Origin of the sequence: Halomonas sp. SCS19, assembly GCF_040147015.1 — a bacterium.
In the GTDB taxonomy this organism is placed as follows: domain Bacteria; phylum Pseudomonadota; class Gammaproteobacteria; order Pseudomonadales; family Halomonadaceae; genus Halomonas; species Halomonas litopenaei.
On record NZ_JAMSHN010000001.1, the window covers coordinates 2,759,610 to 2,782,294 of the forward strand.

General features: G+C 65.5%; 24 protein-coding genes. 17 read left to right on the forward strand and 7 right to left on the reverse strand.

From position 1 onward, the window contains the following. Window positions 1–82: 82 nt before the first annotated feature. Together NFH97_RS12100 and NFH97_RS12105 are read right to left on the reverse strand one after the other, a co-directional pair. Complete coding sequence (locus NFH97_RS12100; RefSeq protein WP_124803522.1) at window positions 83–1,243, reverse strand: metal-dependent hydrolase; 1,161 nt, start codon at window positions 1,241–1,243, stop codon at window positions 83–85. Beyond that, entirely contained in the window at window positions 1,231–1,764 is a 534-nt protein-coding gene (locus NFH97_RS12105; RefSeq protein WP_124803520.1) for a DNA-3-methyladenine glycosylase I, read from the reverse strand. The genes NFH97_RS12100 and NFH97_RS12105 overlap by 13 nt, the downstream gene beginning before the upstream one ends. A 149-nt stretch (window positions 1,765–1,913) precedes the next feature. Here NFH97_RS12105 and NFH97_RS12110 point away from each other — a divergent pair, with 149 nt between their 5' ends. Then, entirely contained in the window at window positions 1,914–2,366 is a 453-nt protein-coding gene (locus NFH97_RS12110) for a DUF411 domain-containing protein (protein ID WP_349624869.1), read from the forward strand. A 44-nt stretch (window positions 2,367–2,410) separates the two neighbouring features. Beyond that, on the forward strand, window positions 2,411–2,851 hold the full coding sequence (locus NFH97_RS12115; RefSeq protein ID WP_045991217.1) for a VOC family protein: 441 nt from the start codon (window positions 2,411–2,413) through the stop codon (window positions 2,849–2,851). Window positions 2,852–2,984: 133 nt separating this feature from the next. On the opposite strand, the gene slmA is transcribed toward NFH97_RS12115, so the two are convergent. From slmA to coaBC, 5 genes are all read right to left on the reverse strand, one after another. Beyond that, complete coding sequence (gene slmA / locus NFH97_RS12120; protein WP_045991216.1) at window positions 2,985–3,593, reverse strand: nucleoid occlusion factor SlmA; 609 nt, start codon at window positions 3,591–3,593, stop codon at window positions 2,985–2,987. Window positions 3,594–3,740: 147 nt separating this feature from the next. Continuing rightward, window positions 3,741–4,646, reverse strand: coding sequence for an acetylglutamate kinase (argB, locus tag NFH97_RS12125; RefSeq protein ID WP_045991215.1), 906 nt, complete (start codon window positions 4,644–4,646; stop codon window positions 3,741–3,743). 21 nt (window positions 4,647–4,667) lie between these two features. Next, window positions 4,668–6,050 (reverse strand): phosphomannomutase/phosphoglucomutase, encoded by a 1,383-nt coding sequence (locus NFH97_RS12130; RefSeq protein ID WP_349624870.1) that lies wholly within the window; start codon window positions 6,048–6,050, stop codon window positions 4,668–4,670. A 59-nt stretch (window positions 6,051–6,109) separates the two neighbouring features. Beyond that, the gene (dut, locus tag NFH97_RS12135; protein WP_045991213.1) at window positions 6,110–6,577 is read right to left on the reverse strand and encodes a dUTP diphosphatase; all 468 of its coding nucleotides are present in this window, start codon (window positions 6,575–6,577) and stop codon (window positions 6,110–6,112) included. Window positions 6,578–6,637: 60 nt separating this feature from the next. Next, on the reverse strand, window positions 6,638–7,984 hold the full coding sequence (gene coaBC, locus NFH97_RS12140) for a bifunctional phosphopantothenoylcysteine decarboxylase/phosphopantothenate--cysteine ligase CoaBC (protein WP_349624871.1): 1,347 nt from the start codon (window positions 7,982–7,984) through the stop codon (window positions 6,638–6,640). Between the two features lie 280 nt (window positions 7,985–8,264). Between coaBC and radC the strand changes: the two genes are divergently transcribed. The 15 genes from radC to trpS all read left to right on the forward strand — a co-directional run bounded on the left by radC (window position 8,265) and on the right by trpS (window position 22,428). Then, entirely contained in the window at window positions 8,265–8,939 is a 675-nt protein-coding gene (gene radC / locus NFH97_RS12145; protein ID WP_045991212.1) for a RadC family protein, read from the forward strand. A 398-nt stretch (window positions 8,940–9,337) separates the two neighbouring features. Next, window positions 9,338–9,574 (forward strand): 50S ribosomal protein L28, encoded by a 237-nt coding sequence (rpmB, locus tag NFH97_RS12150; RefSeq protein ID WP_045991211.1) that lies wholly within the window; start codon window positions 9,338–9,340, stop codon window positions 9,572–9,574. Window positions 9,575–9,686: 112 nt separating this feature from the next. Beyond that, window positions 9,687–9,842 carry a 50S ribosomal protein L33 gene (gene rpmG, locus NFH97_RS12155; RefSeq protein ID WP_016856547.1) on the forward strand — a complete coding sequence of 52 codons (156 nt, stop codon included), beginning with the start codon at window positions 9,687–9,689 and terminating at the stop codon, window positions 9,840–9,842. 155 nt (window positions 9,843–9,997) lie between these two features. Beyond that, a complete protein-coding gene (mutM, locus tag NFH97_RS12160) occupies window positions 9,998–10,918 on the forward strand; it encodes a bifunctional DNA-formamidopyrimidine glycosylase/DNA-(apurinic or apyrimidinic site) lyase (RefSeq protein WP_222516082.1) in 921 nt (306 codons plus the stop codon). 64 nt (window positions 10,919–10,982) lie between these two features. Further along, window positions 10,983–12,173 carry a class I SAM-dependent rRNA methyltransferase gene (locus NFH97_RS12165; protein WP_045991285.1) on the forward strand — a complete coding sequence of 397 codons (1,191 nt, stop codon included), beginning with the start codon at window positions 10,983–10,985 and terminating at the stop codon, window positions 12,171–12,173. A gap of 164 nt (window positions 12,174–12,337) precedes the next feature. Continuing rightward, window positions 12,338–12,673, forward strand: a complete 336-nt coding sequence (locus tag NFH97_RS12170; protein WP_108132274.1) for a putative signal transducing protein — start codon at window positions 12,338–12,340, stop codon at window positions 12,671–12,673. Continuing rightward, the gene (locus tag NFH97_RS12175) at window positions 12,663–13,121 is read left to right on the forward strand and encodes an acyl-CoA thioesterase (RefSeq protein WP_045991208.1); all 459 of its coding nucleotides are present in this window, start codon (window positions 12,663–12,665) and stop codon (window positions 13,119–13,121) included. Before NFH97_RS12170 ends, NFH97_RS12175 begins: the two co-directional genes overlap by 11 nt. Before the next feature lie 403 nt (window positions 13,122–13,524). Further along, window positions 13,525–13,947, forward strand: coding sequence for a TraR/DksA C4-type zinc finger protein (locus tag NFH97_RS12180; RefSeq protein ID WP_108132275.1), 423 nt, complete (start codon window positions 13,525–13,527; stop codon window positions 13,945–13,947). A 224-nt stretch (window positions 13,948–14,171) separates the two neighbouring features. After that, window positions 14,172–14,732: a gamma carbonic anhydrase family protein gene (locus NFH97_RS12185; RefSeq protein WP_045991206.1), complete on the forward strand. Its 561-nt coding sequence runs from the start codon at window positions 14,172–14,174 to the stop codon at window positions 14,730–14,732. A 278-nt stretch (window positions 14,733–15,010) separates the two neighbouring features. Beyond that, window positions 15,011–16,120 (forward strand): P-loop NTPase family protein, encoded by a 1,110-nt coding sequence (locus tag NFH97_RS12190; protein WP_306169139.1) that lies wholly within the window; start codon window positions 15,011–15,013, stop codon window positions 16,118–16,120. Then, window positions 16,117–17,727 (forward strand): ABC transporter ATP-binding protein, encoded by a 1,611-nt coding sequence (locus NFH97_RS12195; RefSeq protein ID WP_349624872.1) that lies wholly within the window; start codon window positions 16,117–16,119, stop codon window positions 17,725–17,727. The genes NFH97_RS12190 and NFH97_RS12195 overlap by 4 nt, the downstream gene beginning before the upstream one ends. Continuing rightward, window positions 17,724–19,283, forward strand: a complete 1,560-nt coding sequence (locus tag NFH97_RS12200; protein WP_349624873.1) for a sensor histidine kinase — start codon at window positions 17,724–17,726, stop codon at window positions 19,281–19,283. The genes NFH97_RS12195 and NFH97_RS12200 overlap by 4 nt, the downstream gene beginning before the upstream one ends. Further along, window positions 19,280–19,960, forward strand: a complete 681-nt coding sequence (locus NFH97_RS12205; RefSeq protein WP_045991202.1) for a response regulator transcription factor — start codon at window positions 19,280–19,282, stop codon at window positions 19,958–19,960. Before NFH97_RS12200 ends, NFH97_RS12205 begins: the two co-directional genes overlap by 4 nt. Window positions 19,961–20,173: 213 nt before the next feature. Continuing rightward, on the forward strand, window positions 20,174–21,289 hold the full coding sequence (ald, locus tag NFH97_RS12210) for an alanine dehydrogenase (protein WP_045991201.1): 1,116 nt from the start codon (window positions 20,174–20,176) through the stop codon (window positions 21,287–21,289). A gap of 104 nt (window positions 21,290–21,393) precedes the next feature. Next, the gene (gene trpS / locus NFH97_RS12215; RefSeq protein WP_045991200.1) at window positions 21,394–22,428 is read left to right on the forward strand and encodes a tryptophan--tRNA ligase; all 1,035 of its coding nucleotides are present in this window, start codon (window positions 21,394–21,396) and stop codon (window positions 22,426–22,428) included. Window positions 22,429–22,685 lie beyond the last annotated feature (257 nt).

Consider the following 22,685-nt stretch of genomic DNA (forward strand, 5'->3'; position numbering starts at 1 on the left):
TCGCAAGCCGCCGTGGCCCTGGCCACGGCGGCTTGCGTATGGTGATCGTTGCTCAGGGAAGAGGCCGACACCCGGCCGGGTGTCAGCGAGCGTCGCAGTCGTCGCCTGCGCCCAGCTGCCAGCGGGAATCGACGAAGTCAGCGACACACAGCGCGGGCTGTGGTGACAGCATGCGCTCGAACAATTGCCCCATGGGGCGCTGGCTTGCGCTCATCGGTAGTTGCAGGGTCGGTTCCAGGGCGCGCCAGTTGCCATCCTGGCGCTGTGCCAGGGCGAAGCGAAACGGATGGAAGCCGGGAAAGCCCAGGCGCAGGTCGGTGGCCAGCAGACGTTCGGCGTCTCCCTTGCGCTCCACCTCGTAGCGCACAAAGGGGCCAGCGAACCAGGCCAGGCGGCGACCGCTGTCGAGCTCCAGGGCGGCAGCCTCGAGTTCGGTACCGCGTCGAAACAGTTCGACGACCGGGCGGGTATCTCCGTCGAGCAGGCCGATCAGCGTCTCGGCGTGGCGATCGCCGTCCACGGCGGTGACCCGCCACAGCAGGATCGAGAAGGGCGCCGGCTGGATCAGGCGCGGTGCCTCGGCCATGTCCACTCGGTCGAGCGCCTCGTCGGCCCTGGCATCGACCCAGCCGCGCGCGCCCAGCGCCAGCAGCAGGTACAGCGTCGAGATCACCAGGCCCCAGCTGGCGGCGCGTTGCAAGGTCGCTGGCCGATGGCCACGCCACAGTGCGATCACCAGAGCGACCAGCAAGGCCAGGGTGTAGGCCGGGTCGATGATGAACACCAGCGGGGTAGCGCTGGGCGCGGTGACCTCGAGTGGCCACCACAGCTGGGTGCCGTAGGTGGTCAGCGAGTCCAGCAGCGGATGGGTCACCAGGCACAGCCAGAAGAACAGCCACCAGCGCAACAAGCCAAGGTGCTGCAAGCCCAGGCCCTGTGCCGGGCTTAAGCTCAAGCCCAGTCCCTGTGCAGGGCGTCTGGCCCGACGCTCGGCCAGTCGCTCGGCCAGTCGCTGAGCTAGCCCGGCCAGCACCAGCGAGAGCCCCGTCAATACGAAGAGCGAATGACTGAAGCCACGGTGGTAGGTGACGTTGGCCACGGCGTCGCCGTAGTCGATCAGCACGTCCAGGTCCGGCAGGCTGCCGACCACCGCGCCGGCGAGCAATGACTTGCGGCCCAGGTGACGGCCCAGAACCGCGCCTCCCAGGGCCGCGCCGAGGGCGGCCTGGGTCAGCGAGTCCATGGTGGCGCCGCCGCCAGTATTCGGGCCTGCACCGGGCAGTCGTCGCGGTGGGCGCCGGCCAGGTAGCCCGCGCTCATCAGGAACTCCTTGACGATCTCCGGGCCGGTAAAGCGAAAGTGACGCTTGAACAGCTTCACCCAGTCCGCGTGCTCACGTGGGTGGTGGGCATCGAGCCAGGCCTGGAAGCCGCCGTGGGACTCCCGCATGGCCTGGATCACCCGGGCGTTGTGGATCACCGCCTCGATCTTCAGGCGGTGACGAATGATGTCGGCGTCGGCCAGCAGACGTGCCCGATCGTCGTCGTCGTAGGCGGCGACCCGATCGACGTCGAAGCCGTCGAAGGCGCGCTTGAAGCCCTCGCGCTTCTTCAGCACCGTAAGCCACGACAGACCGGCCTGATTGATCTCGAGTGCCAGGCGCTCGAACAGGTCGGACTCGCCTCGGATCGGGAACCCGTATTCGCTGTCATGGTAGGGCCCGTGCAGCGGATGCCCCGGGGCCAGGTCGCAGTACTCGCTCATGCGGCTTGCTCTTGTTGGTAAGGTGTCTCGATTCCCCTGGGACCGACCTGCGCTACGACAAAAGGGTACCGACTCGGCATACCCTTGATGGCGCGATTCTGCGATCCTGAGGCCTGTCCTTCTCTTTTTCCGTCAGGAGATCATACGCGATGACACGTCTTTCTCGCGCCCTGGGCGCCGTTCTCATGGGTGTCTTCAGCCCGCTTGCACTGGCCGCCGGCCTGGACATGCACAAGGATTCCCACTGCGGCTGCTGCAGCGCCTGGGCCGAGCATATGCGTGAGGCCGGCTTCGAGGTGCGTCTTCACGATAGCCCCGACATGGCGTCGGTCAAGCAGCGCCTGGGGGTTCCCCAGGCGTTGGCGTCCTGTCATACCGCTACCCTGACCAATGAAGACGGCAGGCGCTACCTGATCGAGGGCCATGTCCCCGCCGAGCAGGTGGCCTGGCTGCTGGAGGCGTCGCCGGATATCGATGGTCTGGCGGTGCCGGGCATGCCCCATGGCTCGCCCGGGATGGAGACCGGCCGCCTCGATGACTACGCGGTGCTCGGCTTTACAGCCGATGATGCGCGCGCCATGGTAGTGGCCCGTTACCCCTGAGTCCGCGCAGCAGACGCGGCCCCCTGAACCCCGAGGAGACCCGAATGCAATTTCTACACACCATGGTGCGTGTCAGCGACCTCGACGCCTCTCTGCATTTCTATTGCGACCTGCTGGGTCTCAAGGAGGTGCGTCGCAAGGACAACGACAAGGGACGCTTTACCCTGGTGTTCCTGGCGGCGCCAGAGGACGAGGAGCGCTCAAGCCAGCTCAACGCGCCGGAGCTCGAGCTGACCTGGAACTGGGACCCGGAGGAGTACCAGGGCGGACGCAACTTTGGCCACCTGGCCTATCGCGTCGATGACATCTACGCCCTGTGTCAGAAGCTCATGGACAACGGCGTGACCATCAACCGGCCCCCCCGCGACGGCCATATGGCCTTCGTCAGGAGCCCGGACGGCATTTCAGTGGAACTGCTGCAGAAGGGCGACGCCCTGGAACCCGCCGAGCCCTGGGCCTCGATGGAGAACACCGGCAGCTGGTAGCGAGCGAAGGGCCGCTGTCGATCGTGCCAGCGAGCGGCGCCGAAGGGGCAGCGAAGGGATGGGGGAGCTGACTCCCCCATCGACGCCTTGTCTTGCAGCTTGCCACGTGACCCGCCGCGCGGGCGTCGTTTGCTCAGGCGGGGATGGCGCTGTCTCTCAGCAGGTGTGACGACAGTGCCGGCCACTGGTCTTCCCAGTGCTCGGTGGGGCGGTGGCGGTAGTCGCTGCGCACGTACTGGGCGATGCGTCCCTCGATCTGGGCGGTCAGCAGGTTGGCGCCGGCGCTGGCCGGCATCGCCAGCCGGCGACCCTCGCGCAGCTCCGCCTCGCGTAGTACCTGCTTGAACTGGGTATCCAGCCGCTCGAACAGCTGGTGGATACGCTGCCTCAGTCGCGCCGTCTCGCCGGTCAGCACGTCGCCGCCCAACAGCCTCGACAGGCCCGGGTTCTTTTCGGTGAAGGCCAGCACCAGGGTCATGATCTGATGGCAGCGCGGCAGCGCCTCCTGCTGCTCGTCGAGGATGCGCGTGATGCGCTCGAACAGGGTCTCCTCGATAAAGCTGATCAGGCCCTCGTACATCCTGGCCTTGCTCGGGAAGTGGCGGTAGAGCGCTGCCTCCGAGACGCCGACCTGGCGCGCCAGGGCGGCGATGGTGATGCGCTTGCCGCTGTCTTCTTCCAGCATCAGGGCCAGCGCCTGCAGTATCTGGTCCCGCCGACTTGGGGTCTTTTCCTGCGTCATGATATCGAATTCTTTTGTCGTTGATGGCCCGCCGGGGCGCCGGCGGGCGAGTTCCCTTGCGTCCGGAGCTTGTGCCCGGTTCGCACTTCCTTGCGTCGTTATCGTGTCGTTATCGTGTCGCTTTCGTATCGCCCTGGTACGGGTACTTCAGTTGGGCGATTCGTTGGTGATCAGGGTGCCGACACCCGCGTTGGTAAAGATCTCCAGCAGGGTGGCGTGGGGCACCCGGCCATCGACGATATGGGCGCTGACGACCCCGTCCTTGACCGCGTCGAGGGCGCAGCGGATCTTCGGCAGCATACCACCGTGGATGGTGCCGTCGGCGATCAATTCGTCGACCTGAGCGGTGGAAAGTCCCGTCATCACCTCACCGTCGCGGTTCATCAACCCGGCCACGTTGGTCAGCAGCATCAGCTTCTCGGCGCCGAGCGCCTCGGCCACCTTGCCGGCCACCAGATCCGCATTGATATTGTAGCTGCGACCCTCGCCGTCGACCCCGATGGGGGCGATCACGGGAATGAAATCCCGGGCGGCGAGCATTTCGATCAGGTCGGTGGAGACGTGTTCCACTTCGCCCACATGGCCGATGTCGATGATCTCGGGCGCCGTCATTTCCGGGCTCTGGTGCTCGACCTTGAGCTGGCGCGCGCGGATCTGGGCGCCATCCTTGCCGGTCAGGCCGATGGCCTTGCCGCCGCACTGATTGATCTGGTTGACGATATCCTTGTTGACCAGTCCGCCGAGCACCATCTCGACCACGTCCATGGTCTCGGCGTCGGTGACACGCATGCCACCGACAAAGCGCGACTCGATGTTGAGCTTGGCCAGCAGATCACCGATCTGGGGGCCGCCGCCGTGGACCACCACCGGATTGATGCCGACTTCCTTCATCAGCACCATGTCCCGGGCGAAGGAGTCGATCAGGGCGTCCTCGGTCATGGCGTTGCCGCCATACTTGACCACCACGGTCTTGCCGGAAAATTTCTGGATATAGGGGAGGGCCTCGGAGAGGACCTCCACCACCAGGCGCGGATCGCGTGCCTGTTCGCTCATGGGCGTCATGTCTCCTGCACGTCAGTTGGGTAGGGTGAGCGAGGCGTCCACGTCGGCCAGCGCCTCGGCAAAGCGCGTGCGAATGCGCTCCAGCGCGGCGGCGTCGTTACCCTCGAAGCGCAGCACCAGCATCGGCGTGGTATTGGACGCGCGGCACAGACCCCAGCCATCCGGGTAGTCCACGCGGATGCCGTCCAGGGTGGTCTTGACGCCCTCGTCACCGAAGTCACCTTCCCGGGCCAGGCGCGCGACCAGGTCGAACTTGGTCTCGTCGGTGACCTCGATGTTGATCTCCGGGGTGCTCAGGTTCTGCGGATAGCGATCGAAGAAGGTGTCGGCGTCGCCGTCGAAGCGCGACAGGATCTCGAGCAGGCGGGCGGCACCATAAAGGCCGTCGTCGAAGCCGTACCAGCGTTCCTTGAAGAAGATGTGGCCGCTCATCTCGCCGGCCAGCAGGGCGCCGGTTTCCTTCATCCGTGCCTTGATCAGGGAGTGGCCGGTGCGCCACATCTCCGGCGTGCCGCCGGCCTTCTCGATCACCTCGATCAGCTTGCCGGTGCACTTGACGTCGAAGATCACCCGGGCGTCCGGATTGCGACCGAGCATGTCCTCGGCGAACGCCATCAGCAGGTGGTCGGGGTAGATCAGGCGCCCCTTGGGGGTGATCACGCCGAGGCGGTCGCCGTCACCGTCGAAGGCCAGACCGATGTCGGCGCTGTGCTCGGCCACCGCGTGGATCAGGTCCTTGAGGTTCTCCGGCTTGCCGGGGTCCGGGTGGTGGTTGGGGAAGTTGCCGTCGATGTCCTCGAACAGCGGCACGGTGTCGGCACCGAGCTGTTCGACCAGGCGCGGGCCCAGTTCACCGGCCACACCGTTGCCGCAGTCCACCACCGCCTTGATCGAGCCCGACAGCGAGACGTCTTCGAGGATGCGCTTCAGGTAGGCGTCACGCACATCGTGCTCGGACACCTGGCCCTGGCCTTCGCGCAGATCGCCGTTCTGAAGGCGAGTGTAGAGCGCGGTGATCGCCTCGCCAGAGAGCGTCTCGCCCCCCAGCACCATCTTCAGGCCGTTGTAGTCCGGCGGGTTGTGGCTGCCGGTCAGCATGACCCCGGAGCGGGTACCTTCCAGGGTGTGGGTGGCAAAGTACAGCACCGGCGTTGGCACCATGCCGATGTCGACCACGTCACAGCCGCTGGCGGTGAGGCCGCGGGTCAGGGCCTTGATCAGGCGCGGGCCAGAGAGTCGGCCATCGCGGGCCACCACTACACGGGATTCGCCGCGGGCCTGGGCTTTGCTGCCGATGGCCTGGCCGATCGCCTCGACCCCGGCTTCGGTCAGGGTCTCGTCGACGACGCCTCGAATATCGTAGGCACGAAAGATCGTGGAGGGGACTTGAGTCATATGAGGGTCCTGTCCTTTTGACGTGGCGCTTGAATGAACGGGTAGTCGAACCTGGGGCGTCAGTGGCGGCCGGAGCTGCCGAAACCGCCGCCGCCGCGAAGGCTCTCGGAAAAGTCCTCGACCACTTCCAGCTCGGCCTGGACCACCGGCACCAGCACGTACTGGGCCAGACGTTCGAAGGGCTCGAGGGTGAAGGCGGTGGTCGATCGGTTCCACACCGACACCATCAGTTCGCCCTGGTAGTCGGAGTCGATCAGGCCGACCAGGTTGCCGAGCACGATGCCGTGTTTGTGGCCAAGCCCCGAGCGGGGCAGGATCATGCCGGCCAGGCCCGGATCGGCGATATGGATCGAGAGCCCGGTGCGGACCAGTTCGCAATCCCCGGGGGCCAGCGTCAGCGGCGCGTCGAGCAGGGCGTGAAGGTCCATCCCGGCCGAGCCGTCGGTGGCGTAGCGGGGCATGCGCTCCTTGATCCGTTCATCGAGGATCTTGACGGCGAGGCGAGGGCGCGAGGCAGTGTCGTGCATGAAAGGTCCTTGGTCTTGGGCAGCCAGACAGGCTTCCTGATAAATAAGTGGTGTCGTGGCTCAGCGCGGGTTCGGCCGCACCGTCTGACGTCGCGCCTCGAGGCAGGCTCGGGCCTGGGCGATGATGGCCTGGGCCAGGCTGGCCTTGTCCTGGTCGGTCTCTTCGCGGCGGGCGAGAGACTCGCCGTCGCGCCACACCAGGGTTGCGGCATTGCGGTCCGAGCCGAAGCCGAGTCCCTCCCGGGAGACGTCGTTGGCGACGATCATGTCGAGCCCCTTGCGCGCGAGCTTGCCCTCGGCGTAGCGCACCACGTCGCGGGTCTCGGCGGCGAAGCCGACCATCAGCGGACGCGGATCGCGGGCAGCCAGGGTGGCGATTATGTCGGGGTTCTTGACCAGCTTCAGGGTAAGACCGTCGTCGTCATCGCGCTTCTTTATCTTGTGATCGGCCGGGGCCTCGGCGCGATAGTCCGCCACCGCCGCGCAGCCGATGAAGATGTCGCAGCCATCCATCAGCCCTTCGGCTGCGGCGAGGAGTTCTTCCGCGGTTTCTATGTCGTGGCGGGCAACGCCCGGGGGTGTCGGCAGACTGACGGGACCGGCGATCAGGGTGACACGGGCGCCACTGTCCCGGGCTGCTTCGGCCAGGGCGAAACCCATCTTGCCGGAGCTGTGATTGGACAGGTAGCGCACCGGATCCAGCGGCTCCCGGGTGGGGCCGGCGGTGATCACCACATGAAGGTCTGCGTCCGGGGGCACTGCTTCGCCTTCCTTTCCCACGACGCTTGCCGCTGTCCTGGGCGTGGAGGGAGAGCCGGCATCCAGCAGGGCGCCGAGAATGGCCTCCGGTTCCATCATGCGTCCCGGGCCGACGTCGCCACAGGCCTGGTCGCCCTGGTCGGGCCCCAGCAGGGCCCAGCCATCCTCGACCAGCCGGGCGGCGTTGCGCTGGGTCGCCGGATGGCGCCACATGGCCTGGTTCATCGCCGGGGCCAGCATCCGCCGGGCGTCGCTGGCCAGGCAAGCGGTGGTCAACAGATCGTCGGCCATGCCCTGGGCCAGGCGCGCCATCAGGTCGGCGGTGGCGGGGGCGATCAGAATCAGGTCGGCCCAGCGGGCGAGTTCGATATGACCCATGCCGAGCTCGGCGTCGGGGTCCAGCAGCGAGGTGCGTACCGCGCGTCCGGTCAGCGCCTGCAGCGTCAGCGGCGTGATGAAGGCCTGGGCTCCCTCTGTCATCACTACCTGCACCTCGCAACCCGCCTGCACCAGCAGTCGGGCCAGAGAGGCGCTCTTGTAGGCGGCAATACCGGCGCTGATGCCCAGCACAACTCGCTGCCCGGGGCGAAGGCGGCCGGGGCCTGAGCCGGTCAGGCCGCAACCGGAAGAGGAGGGAGCGTGCAACATGAAAAAAGTCCGCAGCCAGAGTCAGCCCTCTACCTTACCACCGGTACCGGATCATGCGTAGCCGCGCACCCTGGCTCCAGATCAGGCAGACCGCACTAGACTCAACGGGTATGTCGGCGCTCGCCGACAGGGCGTGAGGGGAGGATGTGACAAGAGTGTGTGAGAAGAGGGTGTGACGACAGGATGTGGCGGCTGCGTGTGAGAAGAGGGTGTGATGACAGAGCGTGTCGAGAGGATGTGACGACAGGGTGTGACGAGAGCAACGGAGCAGGAGACAGGGATGTCGATACGAGACTGGCCAGAGGGCGAACGCCCTCGCGAGAAGCTGCTGACGCTGGGGCCCACCGCGTTATCCGACGCTGAGCTGCTGGCGATTGTGCTGCGAGTCGGGGTGGCAGGACGCTCCGCGGTGGACCTGGCGCGGGACGTACTGGGTGCCTTCGGCGGACTGCGTGCCCTGCTCGAGGCGCATCAGCAGGAGGTCTGTGCCCAGCGTGGCCTGGGGCTTGCCACCTTCGTTCAGCTGCAGGCCGCCCAGGAGATGTCGCGCCGTCATCTGGCGAGCCATCTGGAGCGGGGCCAGGCGCTGAATTCTCCCGCGCGGGTCAGGACCTTTCTTTCCGCTCAGCTTCGTCATCTGGACCACGAGGCCTTCGCCGCACTGTTTCTCGACGCCCAGCATCGGGTGATCCGCTTCGAGGTGCTGTTTCGCGGCACCCTGGACAGCGCCTCGGTGTACCCACGTGAGGTGGCCAAACGTGCCCTGGCGCTGGGGGCGGGCGCCTTGATCCTGTGCCACAACCATCCCTCCGGGGTGGCCGAGCCCAGTGACGCCGACCGGCGTATCACCGATCGCCTGAAAGAGGCGCTGGGCCTGTTCGATATCCGTGTGCTGGATCATTTTGTGGTGGGAGACGCAGAAGTGGTGTCATTTGCCGAGCGAGGTTGGGTATAATGCGCCGCGCGCAAAAAGAGCTGGCCCAGGCGGGGCGAGGATCGTCTCGATCCTATCGCGTCCTGGCCGGGCGACTCTCTACCCGAACACGTCACGTCATCGCCGTCGACGCAGCGGAGCCGTTTCGAGCACCTCGACACGGGCCGTGAGCGAGCGACCTGGCGAACGTTGGTGTATCCCTTGCCCATGGAGGCAGGGTCTGGTATAAAGTGCACCCTTTGAATTCCCTTGGGTCAAAAGCACGGGGCTCATGACAGGGCTCGAGGTTGCTGAGGGCATGATGAATGCGGACTTTCGCCGGCACCGCGCGGCCAGTCTGCGACACATCCCTTCGGTTCTCGCCCTTCCCGGTTTGCCCGACAGGTTTTGAACAACTCGCCACGCGGTTGGAGGCTCTCATGTCCAAAGTATGTCAGGTTACCGGCAAGCGCCCGGTGACTGGTAACAACGTTTCACACTCCCAGCGCAAGACCCGTCGTCGTTTCTTGCCGAACCTTCACAGCCATCGCTTCTGGGTCGAGTCCGAAAAGCGTTTCGTGACCCTGCGTGTTTCCTCCAAGGGCATGCGCATCATCGACAAGAAGGGCATCGAAGAGGTGCTCAGCGATATCCGTAAGCGCGGCGACGCCATCTAAGGATGACGTCCTCGGGAGCCCACTGGTTCGCCTGAGCGAACGGCCTCCGCCGACTTGAATGACTGGCCTGGTGTGCACGACGCGTACCAGGCGGCAAACTGGGAGAAGTCTCATGCGTGACAAGATTCGTCTGGTGTCCAGCGCCGGTACCGGCCACTTCTACACCACCGACAAGAACAAGCGTAACACTCCGGACAAGATGGAAATGAAGAAGTTCGATCCGGTGGTTCGCAAGCACGTGATGTACAAGGAAGCCAAGATCAAGTAAGGCTTGATCTCGCTTCCACCGCAGGCGAGTTGTCGCCTGTCACCGAGAACCCGGCCCCGAGGTCGGGTTCTTGCGTATGTCCCTGTCAGCGGCCCCGGGCGATGGCGTGATGTCGCTCGCTGCTCGCCGCTCTAACCTCAGGCCCCAGGTGTGCCATGCCCGAGCTTCCCGAAGTCGAGACCACCCGGCGCGGCATCGCCCCCCATGTACAAGGGCGCGAGATCCGTGAGGTGCTGGTGCGCCAGTCGCGCCTGCGGGTGCCGGTGCCTGAGGATCTCGCCGATCGTCTGATCGGCGCCCGCCTCGGCGAGATTCGCCGTCGCGCCAAGTACCTGCTGCTGCCGGTGCTGTCGGGCGAGGGCGGTGAAAGCGTCGAGAACGGCGAGACGGTCGCCAGCACCGAGGGTACCTGTACGGCCGCGTCCCGGTCGGACGACGGCGGCGGAGTGCGCGAAAAGGGCACCCTGCTGTGGCACCTGGGCATGTCCGGTAGCCTGCGTATTGCCCGCCTCGGTGAGCTGCCCAGGAAGCACGACCATGTGGACCTGGTGCTCGAGGACGGCGTCATCCTGCGCTATCACGACCCGCGTCGTTTCGGCTTCGTCGACTGGCTCCGGGACGACGAGGCCCACGATACCCGCTTGTCGCGGCTAGGCCCCGAGCCGTTGTCGCAGGCCTTCGACGGCGCCCGGCTGTACGCCCTGTCGCGGGGGCGCCAGGCGGCGGTGAAGCCGTTCTTGATGGACAATGCCGTGGTCGTCGGGGTGGGTAACATCTACGCCAGCGAAGCGCTGTTTCTGGCCGGTATCGATCCGCGCCGCGCGGCCGGTCGTATCGGACGCGAGCGCTACGATCGCCTGGCCGCCGCCGCCAAGGAGGTGCTGGCCGCGGCCATCACCCAGGGCGGCACCACCCTGCGCGACTTCGTCAGCGGCACCGGCGAACCCGGCTACTTCGCCCAGCGTCTAAACGTCTATGGGCGTGCCGGCGCACCCTGCCGCCGTTGTGGCGGTGAGCTGAAGCACGTGACCCTGGGGCAGCGCGCCAGTGTGTTTTGCCCTCGTTGCCAACGTTAGTCCTGTCGATGCTTGAAGGGCTCGCCCAATTATTCATGTAGTTTCCGTAGAGAGAGTGATCACCGTGACTCGTCCGCTGCGCCTGAAAAAGAACGCCGATCGTCGCCTCAAGTCCGGCCACCTGTGGCTGTATTCCAACGAGATCGACATCGCCGAGACGCCGCTCAAGGGGCTCGAAGTCGGTGAGCAGGTCATCGTCGAGGCCGCCAATGGCAAGCCCATGGGTCTGGCCTACGTCAATCCCAACTCGCTGATCTGCGCCCGCATCGTCTCGCGTGACCCGAGCATGCGGCTGGATCGCTCGCTGCTGGTGCATCGCCTGAATCAGGCCCTGGCGCTGCGCCAGAGCCTGTTCGACAAGCCGTTCTATCGCCTGGTCCATGGCGAGGCCGATCTGCTGCCGGGGCTGGTCATCGACCGCTACGCCGAGGTGCTGGTGGTCCAGCTCAACACCGCCGGCATGGAAGCGGTGAAGGACGAGCTGCTCGACGCACTCGACAAGGTGCTGTCCCCTGCCTGTGTGGTGCTGCGCAACGACACCAGTGGTCGTCGTCAGGAAGGCCTCAGCGAGGTGGTAGAGGTGGTCAAGGGCGAGCTGCCGGAGCAGGTGCTGCTGGAAGAGAACGGCGTGCAGTTCGCCGCCCCCGTGCTCGACGGCCAGAAGACTGGCTGGTTCTACGACCACCGCATCAATCGCGCCTGGCTCAATCAGCGGGTGGCCGGCAAGCGGGTGCTGGACCTGTTCAGCTACGTCGGTGGCTGGGGCGTGCAGGCGGCGGCCCATGGCGCCAGCGAAGTGCTGTGCGTGGATGCCAGCGAGTCGGCGCTGGATCGCGTCGCCGAGAACGCCGCGCTCAACGGCCAGCACGAGCGGGTCGCTGTGGGTCACGGCGACGCCTTCGAGGCGCTGGCGGCGCTCAAGGCCGACGGCGAGAAGTTCGACGTGATCGTGCTCGATCCGCCGGCCTTCATCAAGAGGCGCAAGGATATCGCCAACGGCGAGCGTGCCTACGCCCGACTCAATCGCGACGCCATGCGCCTGCTGGGCCGCGACGGCCTGCTGCTGTCCGCCTCCTGCTCCATGCACCTGGCACAGGATCGCCTGGTCGACGTGGTGCGCGGTGCGGTACGTCACCAGGATCGTCAGGGACAGATCCTTTTCCAGGGCCACCAGGGACCGGATCACCCGGTGCACCCGGCGATTCCCGAAACCGCCTACCTCAAGGCGCTCGGTGTGCGCGTCTTTCGCGACTGAGCAAGGCGCGATTGAACAAGGCATGAGCTAGATAGGCGCGACGTGACTCGCCGTGGCTGAACAGGCTGGGCCGAACACGCTGGGCCGAAAAAGGCGCAGGGGCTTGCCTCGGGCGATGGAAGTGTCACATCGTGCCTGGGCAAGCCCGCGCCAAGGAAGACACCATGACCGAGGTTCCCTGGACCCTGATCTTTGCCCACGGCAACGCCCTGCTGGTGGGCCACGTGCGCAACCTGCTCGACGCCGCCGGGATCCCCTGCGAACTGCGCAACATGACCCTCGGCGGTGGCGCCGGGGAGCTGCCGCCGCTGGAGTGCGAGCCCCAGGTGTGGGTCGCCGAGCACAACCGTGAGCGAGCCGAAGCGCTGGTGAAACAGGCGCTCGAGGAGCCAGCGCCGGACAGCGCCTGGCGCTGCCGGGCCTGCGGCGAGGAGCTCGAAGGGGCCTTCGATACCTGCTGGAACTGCGGTGGCCGCAAGGAGGACGATCATGACCGCTGAACACGGTGCCTTCGACTGGGATCTGCCCCGGCCCTTCGTGATCGACATCCTGGTGGCGCCCGAGGCCATCGACCACTATGGCCACGTCAACAACGCCCAGTACCTGCGCTGGGTGGAACAGGCCAGCTGGGAGCACTCCGGCCAGCTGGGTCTGACCCTGGAACACTACCGGGCGCTGGATCGCGCCATGGCGGTGCACCGTCACGAACTCGACTATCTGGCACCGGGTTTCGAGGGCGAACGCCTGGCCATGGCCACCTGGATCGTCGCCTGCGACTCGCGCCTGACCCTGACCCGCCGCTTTCAACTCATACGCCCGCAGGATGGTGTCACCCTGCTGCGTGCGCGTACCCGCTACGCCTGCATCGCTCTCTCAAGCGGCCGTCCCCGCCGTCTTCCTCCCGAATTCGTCAGCGCCTACGGCGGCGCCCTGGTCGCGGAAAGCTGACGATAACGTCCTGACCACACCGACCTGAGCGTACACAGCTGGCCTCCACCCCTTCCGGCAATTTTCTGGCACCCTGGGTGTCGAGTTGGCGAATCTCAATACTGGCAGCTTTTTTGTCCTGACCCTGGGTGTGATAGGTCGCACTTTGTTCCTGAATGCGTCTAAAGACTCCCTGGGTTCATGGAAGAACTGCAGCACTTTGGACCACGAGGTAGAGGCGGGAGGGCCAGCCTGGTGGACGTGGATGGCGACGTGGTCAACGACCGCCTCAGCGAGGTGGCCCTGGGAGGCAGGATTTGCGGGTGTATTGTGCCACTTCAAAGAAATGTTATAACATAACATTTGTGCGAGTGTGATGGTCTCAGACGCCTTGTGCAATCGGCGTGGCGGGAGGAGCGGTGAGATGCCAACGATGGATGACGCAGCGCATCTTCTCGAGATGCCGGACGACGACTACATGAACGGTGAGCAACTGGCGTTCTTTCGACGCCGGTTGCTGCAGGAACGGGCGCTGGTCGAGGAGCGGTTGCAGGAGGTTCGCCTGCGCATGTCGGCCCGCGAAAGGTCGAGTGACGACCTGGATCAGGCAGCCCAGGAGGAAGAGCTTCAGCTGCAGCTTCGCCAGGCCGACAGGGAAACCCGCTTGCTGGGCAATATTGCCAGCGCCTTGAAGCGCGTCGAGACGGGTGAGTACGGCTACTGCGAGGAGACCGGCGTTCCCATCGGCCTGCCACGGCTGTTGCACCGGCCCACGGCGCGTCTGTGTCTCGAAGCCAAGCAGCGCCAGGAACAGAGAGAACATCACTTCGCCAGGACGCGGAAGTAGCGTCGCCGGTAAGCATCCACCGCTTGTGACCGTGATGGCCGCCCGCAAGGGCGATGCTGAGTCTGGACGAGTGCCTGCGCGGTGGGCTTGTCCACGGATGATCCAACCGGCTCAGCGAAGGCGTCGCCGTATGTCGCATCAAGATTCGCCCACGCCGACCACGCCGACCACGCCGGGTGATGATCACTATCTGATTTGCAGGAATCACAACCAAGGAAGCATGAATGATTCGCAAGAATCCCTACGGCGATTTGCCGGTTGTCCACCCCAGCGCCTTTGTCGATCCCACGGCCATTCTCTGTGGGCGGGTGATCGTCGAGGAGAACGTTTTCATCGGCCCCTACGCGGTCATTCGTGCCGATGAGGTCGATGCCGATGGCAAGATGGAGCCGATGATCATCGGCGCCCACTCCAATATCCAGGACGGCGTCGTCATCCACTCCAAGTCCGGCGCGGCGGTGATCATTGGTGCACGCACGTCGATTGCGCATCGCGCCATCGTGCACGGTCCCTGCGTGGTCGGAGAGAGCGCCTTTATCGGTTTCAACAGCGTGCTGTTCAACTGCACTATCGGCAAGGGCGCGGTGGTGCGCCATAACGCCGTGGTGGATGGTTGCGACCTTCCCGACGACTTCTATGTGCCGTCCACCGAGCGCATTGGCCCCGGGACCGATCTGGACACCCTGTCCCGAGTAACGGTCCAGGATTCAGCGTTTTCCGAAGACGTGGCGCGCACCAACAATAGCCTGGTGGAAGGCTATAGGCGGATCCAGAACTCTTTCTAGCCCGGCGCCCTGGTTCGAGGATAGGCGGATGGCCTCTGGGCGGCGAGACGGGAGGTTTGGCAACCGCAAGCGCTTGCGCGCCTGATGCAAGGCGAAGGAGGGGGGTAGCGCCCTTTATCGGCCACGGTTGTTCGCTGTCGCCAATCCGCTACGCGCTTTTTCGCGCCTTGTCAGCTTGTGTTCATGTGGGCTTAATGCCGCGCTCACCCGCCTGACAGGATGCAACGAGCGGCCCACGGTAGCCTCGGGATGTGCCTTCATCCCAGAGGATTACCGCCATGACCTGTGCCGCTGCCGTGACTCCCTTCGCCGTCCCCGCCACCGCCAAGTGGGCCTTTACCACCCGCCGCGCCAGGCGCGATGACGTCCGTTCCCTGGTCAGTCTCGACCATCCTTTGCGCGCCGGTGACCTGATCCTGTGTGAAGTCCTCCAGGTCGGGCAGCACAAGCGGGTCCAATTGGCCTGCGGCCGTCCCAGCGAGAGCTATCCCGGTGATCTGCTGGTGCTGTGTGTGGGAGATCGCTACGCACCGGATCAATTCATGGGCCGCGCTGAGGTGGATGTGCGTATGGATCTGCTGGCCGGTGGCGGCATCGCCGGCAAGGTCGAGGCGGCACATGCCAGGATGGCTCGCCCCACTCAGTTGCGACCGCTGGGTTTTCTCGCCGACCTTCATGGCGAGGTGATCAATATTGACCGCTATGCCATCGCCGATGCGCGTATCCCCGATGACATAGTGGTGCTTGGGGTGTTCGGCGCTTCGATGAATGCCGGCAAGACTACGGCGGCGGTGAGCCTGGCCCACGGCCTCCAACGTGCGGGCTTTGCGGTGGAGGGGGTCAAGGCCACCGGCACCGGCGCCTTTGGTGACTTCAACGCCTTCGCTGACGCCTCGGTGGCCGTCAGTGACTTTACCGATGCCGGCATGGCGTCGACCTTCCGCTGTCCGCTCGAGCGCATCGAACGTGGCTTCGAGGCGCTGGTCGGAGGTGCGGCGGCGCGCGGTGCCGAGGTGGTGGTGGTGGAAATCGCCGACGGGGTGTTCCAGGACGAGACCGCTGCCATCCTGGCGGATTCCACGATCATCGAGCGCCTGGACGGTATCCTGTTCGCGGCTCCGGATGCGCTGGGTGCGGTCGGGGGTGTGTCGGTGCTCAAACGTCATGGCCAAACGCCCTTTGCCCTGGCGGGGATGGTCAGTCTGTCGGCGCTCGGTAGCCGTGAAGCCAGCGGCGAGACCGGGCTGCCGGTGGTCAAGCGTGAGGCGCTGTGTGACCCCGAGGCGGTATCGAGGCTGGTGGCGCCAATCATCAGAAGGCGTCTCGGTCAGACCATGCTCAAGGACCTGACAGAGGATAACCGGCTTGCCACGGGTGTCGCCGCATGAGCGAGCTTCCCGAACTCTCGGGGCGTGGCAGAGGCCGCCATATCGCGCTGGTGGTGGGCTTGGGGATCATCCAGGCTGGGCTGATGATGGCCACGGCCTTCGCCACCCGCGATGTCTTCGTCGCACTGCGTTCGACGTCCGGCTCGGCCTCCACCCAACTGCCGCTGACCTCGCTGCTGATACTGGCGGTGGCGGCGCTGGTGATAGCTGCCTGTCAGGCACTGGCCAGGGTCCGGGGCGAGGCCATCGGCCAGAGCTACGCGGTGGAGCTTCGCAGCGTCGTCTTCCACGCCATCGCTGCCCTCGGTGCCGAGCCTGCCGGTCGTCGCCTCGGAGGGCTGTCGCTGCGCTTTGTCGGTGACCTGACGGCGGCCCGGGGTTGGGTCGGCATGGGCATCTCTCGGCTGGTGTCTGCGGCGGTGGTCTTTCCCATGGCGGCGCTGTGCCTGTGGCTGATCGATCCCGTCCTGGCGCTGGCCGGCATGCTACCCATCTTCGCCGCCGTGGCGCTGGCCGCCGGGCTGGGTCTGGCGCTGGGCCGCCTGCATCGGGATCTGCGAAGGCGGCGTGCCGGGGTGGCCATTGCCGCGATGGAGCGGATTCCCATCGCCCGCGAGCTGGCGTTGATGAATCGCCTGCCCCGTGAAATCGCCAGCCTGGAGCGCAAGGGACGTCGCAGTGCCGAGGACGCCGTGCGTCGCGTACGTCGGGTATCGCTGCTGCGTGCGCTGCCCAACGCTTCTCTGGGGCTTGGTGGAGCGGCGGTGCTGTGGGCTACGGCGCGCTTTGGTCTGGCGGCGGCGGACGCCGCCGCGGCACTGTCGGTGCTGGCGATCCTGGTGGTACCTGTGCGCGAATGTATCGGCGTATGGGATCGCTACAGCGCCTGGTGTGTCGCCCGCGACAAGTGTCGGGCACTGCTCGCGCGGACCGAGGCCTTGCCGCGAGTGCGTCGACGTGGACGGCCGGTGCCGCTGGATCTGGAGCACCTGCGGGTGGGTGGCTGCACCCTGCATCTGCGTATTCGCGCGGGCCAGCGGGTGTGTCTCGCCACCGATGATCCCGACTTGGCGTCGCGGGTGCTGGCGGTGCTGGCACGGCGGCGTGCACCCGAGGCGGGGCGACTGCGGTTTGACGGCTTGCCGACCGAGCCGGCCATCGCCTGTATCGGTGATCGCCCCGCCTTGCTCAGGGGCAGCCTGCGCCGCGCGCTGACCATGGGGGCCGCCGCGCGCCCCGACGATGACGACATCGGCCGGGTGGCGCGAGAGTGTGGTCTAGGCCCTGCGATCGCTCGCCTGGGAGGTCTGGATGGGCGGATCGAGGAAGCAGGGCACAACCTGACCCCAGGTGAGTCCCTGCGGGTGGCTCTGGTCCAGGCGCTGCTGTCGCGCCCTGATCTGGTGGTGGTCGACAGTTACCTGTGGCCGCTGCTCAAGGACGCCGTCGAGCTGTTCACGCTGCTTGACGCACGCTGCCAGGCGACCCTGGTGCACAATCTACCTGATTCGGTCACCGGCGGTGCCGGCTTGTTGCTGCGCCTGTCGGAGAACATGGATCATCCGAAAACGCCTTCCGTCTGCGGGAACAGTAAACTGGGGTCATGAAAATCATCAGTGTGGTAACCGCCTATACCCTGGTCTTGCTGACGATGGCCTGCACCGGAGCGGTGTTGGCCTACTGGAGCGTCGAGCGCAGTACCTGGTTGAGCGATCGCATGAACCTGGCGCATCACTCCTACGAAGCACACCTGAATCTGTCGACCCACAGCTATCGGCTGTTCAAGCAGTACGCAGATGCCTTGCTGATCGGTGATCAGGACGGCGGTGAGGGGGAGCGCAGGTTACAGGAGCTGGTGCGCCAGGATATCGGCGAGATCCGCGATATCATCGGCGCCGAGATCGAGCTGGTAGGGGACGAGGAAGTCGAGGAGCTGGAACTGCTGGCCAGGCTCGAGGACCAGCTGGACGAGGTGATCCGCGGCTACGCTGAGCTGCTCGACTCGGAGCGGGAGCTCGATCCGGTCAGCCGCTGGTTGAGTTTCTATGCGCTGCTCGATGAAGCCATTGATGAACGCTTTCGCAAGCTGATGGACGTGGCCCTGGAGGGCGAGATCGAGGAGGTGCGCGAAGCCCGCGAGGAATTGGCCCGGGGCGCCCGCCAGACGCGCTGGCTGGCGCTCGGGTTTGCGCTGCTGGCGGTGGTGCTGACGGTGGCGGTCATGGTGTTCTACCGTTGGCGGGTATCACGGCGCTTTCAGAGGCTGATGGCGGGCGTCGAGCGTATGCACGGGGGTGCCTTCGGTCATGCCATCAAGGTCTCCGGCGGTGACGAATTAGGCCGCATCAGCCGTCTGCTCAATCAGATGGGTGCAGACGTGCACTCCCAGCGGCGCGCGCTCGAGCGCCAGAACAGCGCGCTGGAGGAGGCGGTGGCGGATCGCACCGGAGAACTCGAAAGGTTGCTGGAGGAAGCGCGTCGGGCCGAACGGCATCGGCGTCGACTACTGGCCGATGTCAGCCACGAGCTGCGCACACCGTTGACCATCATCCAGGGCGAATGCGACGTGGTACTGCGCGCGCGCCAACCCGACGAGGACGACTACCGCGAGGCGTTGCGTCGTGCCCGTGAGGCGGCCGGCCATACTGCTGCTCTGATCGACGACCTGCTGACCATCGCACGCCAGGAGAGCGGCGAATTGCGCCTGCAACCGCAACCGACCGAACTGGTCGGGTTTCTCAAGGATGTCATCAGTCTGTCATCGGTGCTGGTGTCTCTTGAGACCGAGGTGACCGTTGCCCCCGTGGAGGTGGATCGCCTGCGTCTACGCCAGTCGGTGCTGGCGCTTCTTCAGAATGCCCGGGTCCACGGGGGCCCCCGGGTGGTGGTGCGCCTGTGGCGTCATGGTGGTGGCTGGCGAATCGCGGTGGAGGACGATGGCAGGGGGGTATCGGCGGTCGACAAGGCGGTGGTGTTCGAACGCTTTTATCGCAGTGCCAATGCCTCCACCAACTACACTGAGGGCAGTGGTCTGGGACTGCCCATTGTCCGTGCTATCGCCCGTGCCCACGGAGGGGAGGCCGGTCTGGAAGACCGGCCGGGAGGCGGGCTGATCGTCTACATCGATGTGCCAGGGATGGCCGAGGAGTCCACGACGACGTGAACGTGCTGGTAGTGGAAGACGAAGATAGGGTCGCGGACTTTCTGTGTCGCGGGCTCAAGGGCGAGGGGTGGACTGCCACCCGTGCCGGTGATGGTGAAACCGCCTTGTCGCTTTTGAAGGAGGGCGGTTTTGATGTGGTGCTGCTCGACATCATGCTGCCGGGGCTGTCCGGGCATGAGGTGTGCACGCGAGTCAGGGCACGGGGCGACGAGGTCCCGATTCTGATGCTGACGGCCCTGGATGCCACCGATGAGAAGATCGTGGGGCTTCGCAAGGGAGCCGACGATTATCTGAGCAAGCCCTTTTCTTTCGACGAGCTGATCGCGCGCATGGAGGCGTTGCATCGACGCGCCCGGGCACGGGCAGGCGCGACACCGGGCGCTCAGGCGGAGGATCCGGTGCAGTTCGATCGCGAGGCGCTGTGCCTGAAGGTCGACGGTGAGGTCGTCGAGTTGTCGACCAAGGAGCGCGATCTGCTGGCGCTATTGCTCGGCAATGCCGGGCGGGTGATGAGCCGTGAACGTATCCTCAACGCGGTCTGGGGGCTCAACGAGGACCCCATGACCAATACCGTCGATGTCTACGTGGGGCGGGTTCGGCGCAAGCTCGGCGACCACGCCTCGCGCATCACTACGGTCCGCGGCGCCGGATACCGCTACGACGCTCAAGACGTTTGAGGCTCTTTGCCATCGGGTGCCGCCGGGAGAGAATTTCACGCCCTGGTGTGTCTTGCTGTTTTTAGGGGCCTGGGAAGAAAGTTCAAAGGTCTTTGAGGGTGAAGTTTTCTGATCTTTCCGTTTTTTCGCCGGGGGTTTATTGGCAAAAAATTCCTGTGCTTCACTGTGGGTGACGATAAAAAATCTGTTGTACGAATCGATGGGAGAGTCGCCATGCAGATCGCCGTCCCCAAGGAAATCAAGAACCATGAGTACCGCGTCGCCCTGACCCCCAGTGGTGCGCGGGAGCTGACCGAGCGTGGCCACGCGGTGGTTGTGCAGGCCGGTGCGGGTGAGGGCGCCGGTTTTGCCGACGAGGCCTATCAAGCTGCCGGTGCCACCATCGAGGCCGACGTGGACGCGCTGTTCGATGGCGCCGAGTTGATCCTCAAGGTCAAGGAGCCCCAGCCCGAAGAGGTGGCCCGGCTGCGCCCCCAGCACACCCTGTTCACCTACCTGCATCTGGCCGCCGAAGAAACCCTGACCAAGGGGCTTCTGGACAGCGGCGCGACCTGCATCGCCTACGAGACCATCACCGCGCCTCAGGGCGGACTACCCCTGTTGGCGCCGATGAGCACCGTGGCCGGACGCATGGCCGTGCAGGCCGGTGCCCACAGTCTCGAAAAGGCCCAGGGCGGTGCGGGTGTATTGCTGCCCGGGGTGCCTGGGGTGCCGCCTGCCAAGGTTACCGTGATCGGCGGTGGCGTGGTCGGCGAGAACGCCGCCCGCATGGCGTTGGGGCTGGGCGCCGATGTCAGCGTGCTGGACAAGTCGATCCCGCGCCTCGAGACCCTGGATGATCGCTACCAGGGGCGCATGAAGACGGTGTTTTCCTGCGCCGACGCACTGGAAGAAGCGGTGCGCGAATCGGACCTGATCATCGGGGCGGTGCTGGTCCCGGGGGCGGCGGCGCCCAAGCTGATCAACCGCGCCATGCTGTCGGAAATGAAGCCGGGGGCGGTGCTGGTGGACGTGGCCATCGATCAGGGCGGTTGCTTCGAGACCTCCAGGCCCACCACCCATGCCGAGCCGACCTACGTGGTGGACGGCGTCGTGCACTATTGTGTCGCCAACATGCCGGGTGCGGTGGCGCGCACCTCGACCCAGGCCCTGACCAACGCCACCCAGCCGTTTGTGGTGGCGCTGGCCGACAAGGGCTGGCGTCGGGCGCTCGGTGAGGATCGTCACTTCGCCGCCGGTCTCAATGTCCATGACGGCCAGCTCACCTACGCAGCCGTAGGGGAGGCCTTCTCGCTGCCGGTGATCAGCGTGGAGAGTGTGCTCGGCTGATGTGATTGGCCAAGGGTCGGCCGGGGCGGCGCTGTCGCCCCGGTCGCCATCCACAGGCCTTGGCGTTACCATAGCGGGCATTTGCCGATACTAGAGTGCCGTCCATGTCCGCAACGACCACCGCTTCCGACAAGACCCGGGTGCTGACCGGTATCACCACCACCGGTACCCCCCATCTGGGCAACTACGTCGGGGCCATCAAGCCGGCGATCGAGGCCAGCCTCGATCCCAACGTGCAGTCCTACTACTTCCTCGCCGATCTGCACGCGCTGATCAAGTGTCAGGACCCGCAGCGGGTCCAGCAGTCGCGCCTCGAGATCGCCGCGACCTGGATGGCGCTGGGGCTGGACACCGACAACGCCATCTTCTATCGCCAGTCCGATATCCCCGAGATTCCCGAGCTGACCTGGATGCTGTCCTGCGTCTGTGCCAAGGGCCTGATGAACCGCGCCCACGCCTACAAGGCGGCGGTGGCGGAGAACGACGAAGCCGGCAACCAGGATCCGGACAAGGGTGTCACCATGGGTCTGTTCGGCTATCCGGTGCTGATGGCCGCCGACATCCTGATGTTCCAGGCCAACAAGGTGCCGGTGGGACGCGACCAGATCCAGCATATCGAGATGGCCCGAGACATGGCCGGGCGCTTCAATCATCTCTACAAGGGTGACTTCTTCACCCTGCCCGAGGCGGTGGTGGACGAGCGGGTCCAGGTATTGGGTGGCCTCGACGGTCGCAAGATGTCCAAGAGCTACAACAACACCATCCCGCTGTTCGTGCCGGAAAAGAAGCTGCTCAAGCTGGTGCGCAAGATCAAGACCAACTCGCTGGAGCCCGGCGAGCCCAAGGATCCCGACACCTGCACCCTGTTCCAGATCTATTCGGCCTTCGCCAGCGCCGAGGAAACCCAGGCCATGCGTGATGACTACGCCGCGGGCATCGGCTGGGGGGACGCCAAGAACCGGGTCTTCGAACACCTCAACGAACAGCTGCGCGCCCCGCGTGAGCGTTACCAGGCGCTGATGGAAGATCCGGGCCATATCGAGACGGTGCTGCTTCAAGGGGCCGAGCGTGCTCGTGCCGAGGCTGCTCCGCTGATGGATCGACTGCGTGTCGCCGCGGGGCTTGGTCGCTTCGTTTGAGCCGTTTCCTACGCGTCTCATCGTCGAGTCGCTCTTGTCTGAGCTAAAGTGCGCATGGGCCCTGCGTTGAGGGCCCGCTTTTGCGGGGCTTTCTCGACGGCGTGCTAGAGTGGGCACAAAGGAAGAATGGTATAACGCCTTGTCAGGCAGGCGCCGCCTGAGCCCGGTGCATCGCGCACGGGCGATGTCGTCAGTGTTTCCCCAAGGGTACCGAGAAGAGTGCCCGGACTCGCCAGAGTCCCTTGACCGAGTCACCA

Excerpts from the sequence above, each read along its gene's own strand:
- radC (WP_045991212.1), top strand. The coding sequence starts at position 8,265 with ATGTCGATACGAGACTGGCCAGAGGGCGAACGCCCTCGCGAGAAGCTG.
- rpmG (WP_016856547.1), top strand. The coding sequence starts at position 9,687 with ATGCGTGACAAGATTCGTCTGGTGTCCAGCGCCGGTACCGGCCACTTC.
- NFH97_RS12190 (WP_306169139.1), top strand. The coding sequence starts at position 15,011 with ATGACCTGTGCCGCTGCCGTGACTCCCTTCGCCGTCCCCGCCACCGCC.
- argB (WP_045991215.1), bottom strand. The coding sequence starts at position 4,646 with ATGAGCGAACAGGCACGCGATCCGCGCCTGGTGGTGGAGGTCCTCTCC.
- rpmB (WP_045991211.1), top strand. The coding sequence starts at position 9,338 with ATGTCCAAAGTATGTCAGGTTACCGGCAAGCGCCCGGTGACTGGTAAC.
- ald (WP_045991201.1), top strand. The coding sequence starts at position 20,174 with ATGCAGATCGCCGTCCCCAAGGAAATCAAGAACCATGAGTACCGCGTC.
- NFH97_RS12185 (WP_045991206.1), top strand. The coding sequence starts at position 14,172 with ATGATTCGCAAGAATCCCTACGGCGATTTGCCGGTTGTCCACCCCAGC.
- coaBC (WP_349624871.1), bottom strand. The coding sequence starts at position 7,984 with ATGTTGCACGCTCCCTCCTCTTCCGGTTGCGGCCTGACCGGCTCAGGC.
- NFH97_RS12110 (WP_349624869.1), top strand. The coding sequence starts at position 1,914 with ATGACACGTCTTTCTCGCGCCCTGGGCGCCGTTCTCATGGGTGTCTTC.
- NFH97_RS12195 (WP_349624872.1), top strand. The coding sequence starts at position 16,117 with ATGAGCGAGCTTCCCGAACTCTCGGGGCGTGGCAGAGGCCGCCATATC.
- NFH97_RS12175 (WP_045991208.1), top strand. The coding sequence starts at position 12,663 with ATGACCGCTGAACACGGTGCCTTCGACTGGGATCTGCCCCGGCCCTTC.
- NFH97_RS12130 (WP_349624870.1), bottom strand. The coding sequence starts at position 6,050 with ATGACTCAAGTCCCCTCCACGATCTTTCGTGCCTACGATATTCGAGGC.
- slmA (WP_045991216.1), bottom strand. The coding sequence starts at position 3,593 with ATGACGCAGGAAAAGACCCCAAGTCGGCGGGACCAGATACTGCAGGCG.
- dut (WP_045991213.1), bottom strand. The coding sequence starts at position 6,577 with ATGCACGACACTGCCTCGCGCCCTCGCCTCGCCGTCAAGATCCTCGAT.
- trpS (WP_045991200.1), top strand. The coding sequence starts at position 21,394 with ATGTCCGCAACGACCACCGCTTCCGACAAGACCCGGGTGCTGACCGGT.
- NFH97_RS12115 (WP_045991217.1), top strand. The coding sequence starts at position 2,411 with ATGCAATTTCTACACACCATGGTGCGTGTCAGCGACCTCGACGCCTCT.
- NFH97_RS12180 (WP_108132275.1), top strand. The coding sequence starts at position 13,525 with ATGCCAACGATGGATGACGCAGCGCATCTTCTCGAGATGCCGGACGAC.
- NFH97_RS12105 (WP_124803520.1), bottom strand. The coding sequence starts at position 1,764 with ATGAGCGAGTACTGCGACCTGGCCCCGGGGCATCCGCTGCACGGGCCC.
- NFH97_RS12200 (WP_349624873.1), top strand. The coding sequence starts at position 17,724 with ATGAAAATCATCAGTGTGGTAACCGCCTATACCCTGGTCTTGCTGACG.
- NFH97_RS12100 (WP_124803522.1), bottom strand. The coding sequence starts at position 1,243 with ATGGACTCGCTGACCCAGGCCGCCCTCGGCGCGGCCCTGGGAGGCGCG.
- mutM (WP_222516082.1), top strand. The coding sequence starts at position 9,998 with ATGCCCGAGCTTCCCGAAGTCGAGACCACCCGGCGCGGCATCGCCCCC.
- NFH97_RS12170 (WP_108132274.1), top strand. The coding sequence starts at position 12,338 with ATGACCGAGGTTCCCTGGACCCTGATCTTTGCCCACGGCAACGCCCTG.